The following is a 7,567-nucleotide window of genomic DNA, read 5'->3' on the forward strand; positions in this document are numbered from 1 at the left end:
CCGGTGTGACCGGTCCACTCCCCGGAGCGGACCCGCTCGGCGAAGCCGGCCATCTTGTCGAGCACGGCGTGCACCTTGGGCACCACGTTCTCGCCGTCGACCTCGACCACGGCGTCGCGCGGGGCGCGCAGCGCGGTGTGCAGCACGGCCCGGTCCTCGGTGAGGTTGACCTTCTCGCCGCGGAACATGGCGTCCCGGAGACCGAAGACGTCCGTGGCCGCGGCCAGCTCGCGCAGCAGGGCCAGGGTCTCGTCGGTGATCAGATGCTTGCTGTAGTCGATGTGCAGGTCGCCGACCCGCACGACGTAGCGCTCGGCGCGGCCGGGGTCGGCGGCGAACAGGTCGCGCAGCCGGGGCCGGTCCTGGGCGTGGCGGGCGAGGGCCGTCCACTCGGGGCGGTCGGTGAGCTTGGTGTTCTCGGCCATCTCAGACGGTCTCCTTGGCGGCCTCGCCCCGCAGGGCGATGGCGTACATCTCGTCGGCGTCGAGGCGGCGCAGCTCCTCGGCGATGAGTTCGGAGGTGGGGCGGACCTTCAGCGCGAGGGTGCGCGGCGGCTGGCCCGGCAGGGTCAGCGTGGCCAGCGGGCCCTCGGGCCGGTCGACGACGATCTCGCCGCTCGCGGTGGAGAGGCGGACGGCCGTCACGAACGGGCCGGCGCTCTGCACCCGCTCCACCGGCACGCCCAGGCGGGCCTGGAGCCAGCGGGCGAGCAGCTCCGCGCTGGGATTCTCGGCCTCGGCCTCGACGGCCGCCGAGCTCACCTTCACCCGCGCCTGGTCCAGGGCCGCGGCCAGCATCGACCGCCACAGGGTCAGCCGGGTCCAGGCGAGGTCGGTGTCACCGGGGGCGTAGGTGCGGGCCCGGGCGTCCAGCACCTCCAGCGGCCGTTCGACGGCGTACAGGTCGGTGATCCTGCGCTGTGCGAGCGCGCCCAGCGGGTCCTTCGCGGGAGCCTCGGGGGCTTCCCCGGGCCACCACACGACCACCGGGGCGTCCGGCAGCAGCAGCGGCAGCACCACCGAGTCGGCGTGGTCGGACACCTCGCCGTAGGTGCGCAGCACGACCGTCTCGCCGGTGCCGGCCTCGGAGCCGACCCGGACCTCGGCGTCGAGCCGGGAGTGGGTGCGGTCGCGCAGCGTGCGGGCCTGGCGCCGGATGACGACCAGGGTGCGCGAGGGGTGCTCGTGCGAGGCCTCCTCGGCCGCCTTGATCGAGTCGTAGGCGTTCTCCTCGTCCGTGACGATGACCATCGTCAGGACCATGCCCACGGCGGGTGTGCCGATGGCGCGGCGGCCCTGCACCAACGCCTTGTTGATCTTGCTTGCCGTGGTGTCGGTCAGGTCGATCTTCATGGCCTGCGCCAGCTCCGTCCGTCTCGTGCGAGCATCTCGTCGGCTTCCCTCGGTCCCCAGCTGCCCGACGCGTACTGCGCCGGCCTGCCGTGCGCCGTCCAGTACTCCTCGATGGGGTCGAGGATCTTCCAGGACTCTTCCACTTCCTGGTGGCGGGGGAACAGGTTGGCGTCGCCGAGCAGCACGTCCAGGATGAGCCGCTCGTACGCCTCCGGGCTCGACTCGGTGAACGACTCGCCGTAGGCGAAGTCCATCGACACGTCCCGGATCTCCATCGAGGTGCCCGGCACCTTGGAGCCGAACCGCACGGTCATGCCCTCGTCCGGCTGGACGCGGAACACGATCGCGTTCTGGCCGAGCTCCTCGGTGGCGGTGGAGTCGAAGGGGGAGTGCGGGGCCCGCTGGAAGACGACCGCGATCTCCGTGACCCGGCGGCCGAGGCGCTTGCCGGTGCGCAGGTAGAAGGGGACGCCCGCCCAGCGGCGGTTGTCCACCTCCAGCTTGACCGCGGCGTAGGTGTCGGTCTTCGACTTCGGGTCGATGCCGTCCTCCTCCAGATAGCCGACCACCTTCTCGCCGCCCTGCCAGCCGGCCGCGTACTGCCCGCGCACGGTGTGCTTGCCGAGGTCCTCCGGGAGGCGCACCGACTTGAGCACCTTGAGCTTCTCGGTGAGCAGCGCCTCGGCGTCGAACGCGATCGGCTCCTCCATGGCGGTGAGCGCCATGAGCTGGAGCAGGTGGTTCTGGATGACGTCGCGGGCGGCGCCGATGCCGTCGTAGTAGCCGGCCCGGCCGCCGATGCCGATGTCCTCGGCCATGGTGATCTGCACGTGGTCGACGTACGACCGGTTCCAGATCGGCTCGTACATCTGGTTGGCGAAGCGCAGCGCCAGGATGTTCTGGACGGTCTCCTTGCCGAGGTAGTGGTCGATGCGGAACACCTGGTCCGGTTCGAACACCTCGTGCACGATCGCGTTCAGCTCGCGCGCGCTGGCCAGGTCGTGCCCGAACGGCTTCTCGATGACCGCGCGGCGCCAGGCGCCCTGCGGCGGGGAGGCCAGACCGTGCTTCTTCAGCTGCTGCACGACCTTCGGGAAGAACTTCGGCGGCACCGAGAGGTAGAAGGCGAAGTTGCCGCCCGTGCCGCGGGAGGCGTCCAGCTCCTCGACGGCGTCCTTGAGCTGCTTGAACGCCGTGTCGTCGTCGAAGTCACCGGGGATGAACCGCATGCCCTCGGCGAGCTGCTGCCACACCTCCTCGCGGAACGGGGTGCGGGAGTGCTCGCGCACGGCGTCGTGCACCACCTGCGCGAAGTCCTGGTCCTCCCAGTCCCGGCGGGCGAACCCGACGAGAGAGAAGCCCGGCGGCAGCAGACCGCGGTTGGCCAGGTCGTAGACGGCCGGCATCAGCTTCTTGCGGGACAGGTCGCCGGTCACCCCGAAGATGACCAGGCCCGAGGGCCCGGCGATCCGGGGGAGCCGGCGGTCGCGGGCGTCCCGCAGCGGGTTCTCCCAGTCGGCGGCCGGGGCCACCGGGACCCGCACCGTCTGCGGTGCGGGCGCGCGGTCGGGTGCGTTGTCGGTCATCGGGCGTCAACTCCCTTGCTCTGCAGCGACTTCGCCACGGCGTCCAGCAGGTCCTGCCAGGCCGCCTCGAACTTGGCCACGCCCTCGTTCTCCAGCTGCCGGACCACCTCGTCGTAGTCGATGCCGAGCCGCTCCACGGCGGCCAGGTCCGCGCGGGCCCGCGCATAGCCGCCGGTGACGGTGTCACCGGTGATCGCGCCGTGGTCGGCGACCGCGTTCAGCGTGGCTTCGGGCATCGTGTTGACGGTGCCCGGCGCGACCAGTTCGTCCACGTACAGGGTGTCCTTGTACGCGGGATCCTTCACCCCGGTGGACGCCCACAGCGGACGCTGCCGGTTCGCCCGGTCACCGGCGAGCGCCAGCCAGCGGTCGGAGGCGAAGACCTCCGCGTACGCTTCGTAGGCCAGCCGGGCGTTGGCGAGGGCCGCGCGGCCCTTGAGCGCGCGGGCCTCGTCGGTGCCGGTCGCGTCCAGGCGCTTGTCGATCTCGGTGTCGACGCGGGAGACGAAGAAGGAGGCCACCGAGTGGATCGTGGACAGGTCGGTGCCCCGCTCGCGGGCCTTCTCCAGACCCGCCAGGTAGGCGTCCATGACCGCGCGGTAGCGGTCCAGGGAGAAGATCAGGGTCACGTTCACGCTGATGCCCAGGCCGATGACCTCGGTGATCGCCGGCAGGCCCGCCTCGGTCGCCGGGATCTTGATCATCACGTTGGGGCGGTCGACCAGCCAGGCCAGCTGCTTGGCCTCGGCGACGGTGGCCGCGGTGTCGTGGGCGAGACGCGGGTCCACCTCGATGGAGACCCGGCCGTCACGGCCGCCCGAGGCGTCGTACACGGGACGCAGGATGTCGGCGGCGTCCCGCACGTCGGCGGTCGTCATCATCCGTACGGCCTCGTCGACGGTCACCCCCCGCACGGCGAGGTCCGCCAGCTGCTCCTCGTAGCCCTCTCCGGAGCCGATGGCAGCCTGGAAGATGGACGGGTTGGTGGTGACACCGACGACGCTCCCGCTCGCCACCAGGTCGGCGAGGCTGCCCGAGGTGATCCGCTTGCGGGACAGGTCGTCCAGCCAGATCGACACGTCCTCGTCGGCGAGGCGCTTGAGGGCACCCGGGGTCGCTATTGCTTCGGTCACTGTGATCATTCTTTCTGTGGCGTCGGTGGACGTCTGGGAAGACGCCGGTGTCAGGCGCGCGCGGCGGCGAGCGACTCGCGGGCCGCCGCGGCGACGTTCTCGGGGGTGAAGCCGAACTCGGCGAAGAGGGTGTCGGCGTCCGCGGAGGCGCCGAAGTGCTCCAGCGAGACGATGCGTCCCGCGTCGCCCACGAACCGGTACCAGGTCAGCCCGATCCCGGCCTCCACGGCGACCCGGGCCTTCACGGCCGGCGGCAGCACCCGCTCGCGGTAGGCGCGCGGCTGCTCCTCGAACCACTCCACGGACGGCATGGACACCACCCGGGTGCCGATCCCCTCGGCCTCCAGCTGCTCCCGCGCGGCCACGGCCAGCTGCACCTCGGAGCCCGTCGCGATGATGATCACCTCCGGGACCTGCGTCGAGGACTCGCGCAGGACGTAGCCGCCCTTGGCCGCGTCCTCGTTCGGCGCGTACACCGGCACGCCCTGGCGGGTGAGCGCTAGCCCGTGCGGGGCGGGGTGCGTGGCGTGCCTCTTCAGGATCTCGGCCCAGGCGATCGCGGTCTCGTTGGCGTCCGCCGGGCGGACGACGTTCAGGCCGGGGATGGCGCGCAGCGAGGCCAGGTGCTCGACCGGCTGGTGGGTGGGGCCGTCCTCGCCCAGGCCGATGGAGTCGTGCGTCCACACGTACGTCACCGGCAGCTGCATCAGGGCCGACATGCGGACGGCGTTGCGCATGTAGTCGGAGAACACGAGGAAGGTGCCGCCGTAGACGCGGGTGTTGCCGTGCAGGGCGATGCCGTTCATCTCCGCGGCCATGGAGAACTCGCGGATGCCGAAGTGCACGGTACGGCCGTACGGGTCGGCCTCCGGCAGCGGGTTGCCCGCCGGCAGGAAGGAGCTGGTCTTGTCGATGGTCGTGTTGTTCGAGCCGGCGAGGTCGGCGGAGCCGCCCCACAGCTCGGGGAGGACCGGGCCCAGCGCCTGCAGCACCTTGCCGGAGGCGGCGCGGGTGGCGACCGACTTGCCCTCCTCGAAGACCGGGACGCTCCGCTCCCAGCCCTCGGGCAGCTCGCCCTTGCTCACCCGGTCGAACAGCTCGGCGCGCTCCGGCTGGGCGGTCCGCCACTCGGCGATCCGCTTGTCCCAGGCCGCGTGCGCCTCGGCGCCCCGGTCCAGGGCCCGGCGGGTGTGCGCGAGGACCTCGTCGGCGACCTGGAAGGTCTGCTCCGGGTCGAAGCCGAGCAGGCGCTTGGTGGCGGCGACCTCCGCCTCGCCGAGCGCGGAGCCGTGGGCGGCCTCGGTGTTCCGGGCGTTCGGGGCGGGCCAGGCGATGATCGTGCGCAGGGCGATGATCGACGGCCGCTCCGTCTCGGCCCGGGCGGCCTGCAGCGCCCGGTACAGGGCGGGGGCGTCGATGTCGCCCTCGGCGGTGGGCTCGACGCGCTGGACGTGCCAGCCGTAGGCCTCGTACCGCCCGAGCACGTCCTCGGAGAAGGCGGTCGCGGTGTCGCCCTCGATGGAGATGTGGTTGTCGTCGTAGAGGAAGACCAGGTTGCCGAGCTTCTGGTGGCCGGCGAGGGAGGAGGCCTCGGCGGAGACGCCCTCCTGCAGGTCGCCGTCGGAGACGATCGCCCAGACCGTGTGGTCGAAGGGGGAGGTGCCCGCGGGCGCCTCGGGGTCGAACAGGCCGCGCTCGTAGCGGGCGGCCATCGCCATGCCGACGGCGTTGGCCACGCCCTGGCCGAGCGGGCCGGTGGTGGTCTCCACACCGGCGGTGTGCCCGTACTCGGGGTGGCCCGGCGTCTTCGAGCCGTGGGTGCGGAAGGCCTTCAGGTCGTCCAGTTCCAGCTCGTACCCGGCGAGGTACAGCTGGGTGTAGAGGGTCAGCGAGGTGTGGCCGGGGGAGAGGACGAACCGGTCACGGCCGGTCCACTCGGGGTCGGCCGGGTCGTGTCGCATCACCTTCTGAAAGATCGTGTACGCGGCGGGGGCCAGACTCATCGCGGTGCCAGGGTGCCCGTTGCCCACCTTCTGCACCGCATCGGCCGCCAGAAGTCGGGCGGTGTCCACGGCTCGCCGGTCGAGGTCGGTCCACTCGAAGCCCTCGGAAGTCTGCGTCGTCATCTTCAAGAAGTCCTCGTTCAGTGTGGAATGGCTGGCCGGACGCGTTCAAATCTAAAAGTCTGACTTTTTCGAGGGAAGGTCGGGGTGTGTCAGCCTGTGGTGAATCTGGGACAGTGATCGCGCGACAGGGACGGCACGAAAAGGACATGGCAGTCATAAGAGGTGAAGCTGAGGGTGACGGAATCAGAACCTTCCCCTTCCCGGCCGAGCTGGCCGTCGGCGGCGTGGGCATGCAGATCGGCCCCATGGGCGCCGAGCGCCGCTGGCACGCCGACGCCCCCCTGCACCGCGTCCACCGCATCGACTTCCACGTGGTCATGCTCTTCACCGACGGCCCCGTACAGCACATGATCGACTTCGCCGAGTACCGGGCCGACGCCGGCGACCTGCTGTGGATCCGCCCCGGACAGGTCCACCGGTTCTCCCGGGAATCCGTGTACCGCGGAACCGTGCTGACCATGCAGCCCGGCTTCCTGCCCCGTGCCACCGTCGAAGCCGCCGGCCTGTACCGCTACGACCTGCCGCCGCTGCTGCACCCCGGCCCCGCGCAGCTCACCGCGCTCCGCTCGGCCCTCGACCAGCTGCGCCGCGAGTACGAGGACACCGCGACACTCCCGCTCAGCCTGCACACGGCCGTCCTGCGGCACACCCTGACCGCCTGCCTGCTGCGCCTGGCCCACCTCGCCGCCAGCTCGGCCGAGACCTCGCAGCGGCACGCCGACAGCACCTTCACCCGCTTCCGGGACGCCGTCGAGCAGGTCTTCGCCACCAACCACAGCGTCAGCGCCTACGCCGACGCCCTCGGCTACTCACGCCGTACCCTCGTCCGCGCCGTCCGCGCGGCCACCGGCGAGACCCCGAAGGGCTTCATCGACAAGCGGGTCGTCCTGGAGGCCAAACGCCTCCTCGCCCACACCGACCTGCCCATCGGCCGCGTCGGTGCGGCCGTCGGCTTCCCCGACGCGGCCAACTTCTCCAAGTTCTTCCAGCTGCACACCGGCCAGACCCCGGTGGCGTTCCGCGCGGAGCTGCGCTAGGGGCGGGTGCCGGCCCGCCCCTGGAAACCCTGGCACGCCGGGATGCGTTCCTGCTCAGTTCGCCGGTCCCGTGCCGGGCCGGACCGGGTGTCAGTCGCCGGCCGGGCTCTGCGGATCCTCGGCTCTCGTGAACCCGTGGCTCCGTTCCACCTTGGCCACGTGCAGCGTGTAGCTCCGGTACCACTCGGCCCGCCCGCGCTCTTGTGCCGCGCGGTGCTCGGCGTCGGTCCGCCACCGGGCGAGGGCGTCGGCGTCGCGGAAGTAGCCGACGGTGATCCCCAGCCCGCCCGGGGTCTGCGCGTGGTCCGTCCCCAGGAACCCGGGGACGTCCT

Annotated in this window: 7 protein-coding genes; 1 reads left to right on the forward strand and 6 read right to left on the reverse strand. The window is 71.5% G+C overall.

Going from position 1 to position 7,567, the window contains the following annotated elements:
* The 5 genes from IE312_RS15995 to tkt all read right to left on the reverse strand — a co-directional run.
* A partial coding sequence (locus IE312_RS15995; protein WP_502266973.1) for a phosphoglucose isomerase-related protein occupies window positions 1-425 on the reverse strand: 425 nt, incomplete at its 3' end.
* A gap of 1 nt (window position 426) precedes the next feature.
* Window positions 427-1,353, reverse strand: coding sequence for a glucose-6-phosphate dehydrogenase assembly protein OpcA (opcA, locus tag IE312_RS16000; protein WP_189982307.1), 927 nt, complete (start codon window positions 1,351-1,353; stop codon window positions 427-429).
* Window positions 1,350-2,939, reverse strand: coding sequence for a glucose-6-phosphate dehydrogenase (gene zwf / locus IE312_RS16005; protein WP_189982308.1), 1,590 nt, complete (start codon window positions 2,937-2,939; stop codon window positions 1,350-1,352). Before zwf ends, opcA begins: the two co-directional genes overlap by 4 nt.
* The gene (tal, locus tag IE312_RS16010) at window positions 2,936-4,081 is read right to left on the reverse strand and encodes a transaldolase (protein ID WP_189982310.1); all 1,146 of its coding nucleotides are present in this window, start codon (window positions 4,079-4,081) and stop codon (window positions 2,936-2,938) included. The genes zwf and tal overlap by 4 nt, the downstream gene beginning before the upstream one ends.
* Before the next feature lie 41 nt (window positions 4,082-4,122).
* Window positions 4,123-6,198 (reverse strand): transketolase, encoded by a 2,076-nt coding sequence (tkt, locus tag IE312_RS16015; protein WP_189982312.1) that lies wholly within the window; start codon window positions 6,196-6,198, stop codon window positions 4,123-4,125.
* 146 nt (window positions 6,199-6,344) lie between these two features.
* Here tkt and IE312_RS16020 point away from each other — a divergent pair, with 146 nt between their 5' ends.
* Entirely contained in the window at window positions 6,345-7,235 is an 891-nt protein-coding gene (locus IE312_RS16020) for a helix-turn-helix domain-containing protein (RefSeq protein WP_189982314.1), read from the forward strand.
* 90 nt (window positions 7,236-7,325) lie between these two features.
* Here the strand turns inward: IE312_RS16020 and IE312_RS40330 are convergent.
* Window positions 7,326-7,567, reverse strand: a 242-nt coding sequence (locus IE312_RS40330) for an antibiotic biosynthesis monooxygenase family protein (RefSeq protein WP_368860012.1), incomplete at its 5' end; no start/stop codon positions are given.

The organism is Streptomyces capoamus, from assembly GCF_014654935.1.
GTDB lineage: Bacteria > Actinomycetota > Actinomycetes > Streptomycetales > Streptomycetaceae > Streptomyces > Streptomyces capoamus.

What these genes read in the sequence shown, in the direction of transcription:
- tal (WP_189982310.1), bottom strand. Translation starts at nt 4,081, where the DNA reads ATGATCACAGTGACCGAAGCAATAGCGACCCCGGGTGCCCTCAAGCGC.
- IE312_RS16020 (WP_189982314.1), top strand. Translation starts at nt 6,345, where the DNA reads ATGGCAGTCATAAGAGGTGAAGCTGAGGGTGACGGAATCAGAACCTTC.
- zwf (WP_189982308.1), bottom strand. Translation starts at nt 2,939, where the DNA reads ATGACCGACAACGCACCCGACCGCGCGCCCGCACCGCAGACGGTGCGG.
- opcA (WP_189982307.1), bottom strand. Translation starts at nt 1,353, where the DNA reads ATGAAGATCGACCTGACCGACACCACGGCAAGCAAGATCAACAAGGCG.
- tkt (WP_189982312.1), bottom strand. Translation starts at nt 6,198, where the DNA reads ATGACGACGCAGACTTCCGAGGGCTTCGAGTGGACCGACCTCGACCGG.